General features: G+C 41.0%; 1 pseudogene. It reads right to left on the reverse strand.

From position 1 onward, the window contains the following. Positions 1–458: pseudogene (locus ACS8FD_RS22675) on the reverse strand (serine hydrolase); the annotation flags it as partial. Positions 459–595 lie beyond the last annotated feature (137 nt).

The following is a 595-nucleotide window of genomic DNA, read 5'->3' on the forward strand; positions in this document are numbered from 1 at the left end:
GGAATAACTGCCTGTAGCGTTTGACGATTATAGTAATCTATAGGTTGCTTGTTGGCCGGTATAAGTGCAGCCTTATAGTTCTTTAAATTTAGCTGACTTGTATTAAGGTATAGACGGTTGATCTGAGCGGTATCTAGTATCGAAAATTCTTCTGTATTTTTGTCATCACTATGTTCTTTAGTTGTTTGAAGCTTTGCAGCGTGTTGCTTCCAGCATTTATAACTTGACAGATTTGCATAGGTACGCAATGTATTTTTAGAGTCAGGTTTTAATACTGGCTTATTTCGATGAGAACTAAGCTTAGGTCGCTCTACACTATGATCTTGCTTAAAGGTTTCAAAATCTTTTACCAATACAGCCACTTTATCTACCTTATCGCTTGGCACACCAAAGTAGCAACTATTAGCAATACCTAGCGGCTCCGTTAGATAACAACGTAACGCTTCGGCCAGCGTCATATCGGTGACCGCTTCTATGACACCTCCTAATATCCAGCCATAAACCAGCGCACTATAAGCACTATCATATCGCGTTGCATCCTCAGGCAAGGTTATGGGCATTGCAGCGACCTTAGCAAGCATACTGTCCCATTCGA

This window comes from Psychrobacter sp. 1U2 (genome assembly GCF_051847575.1).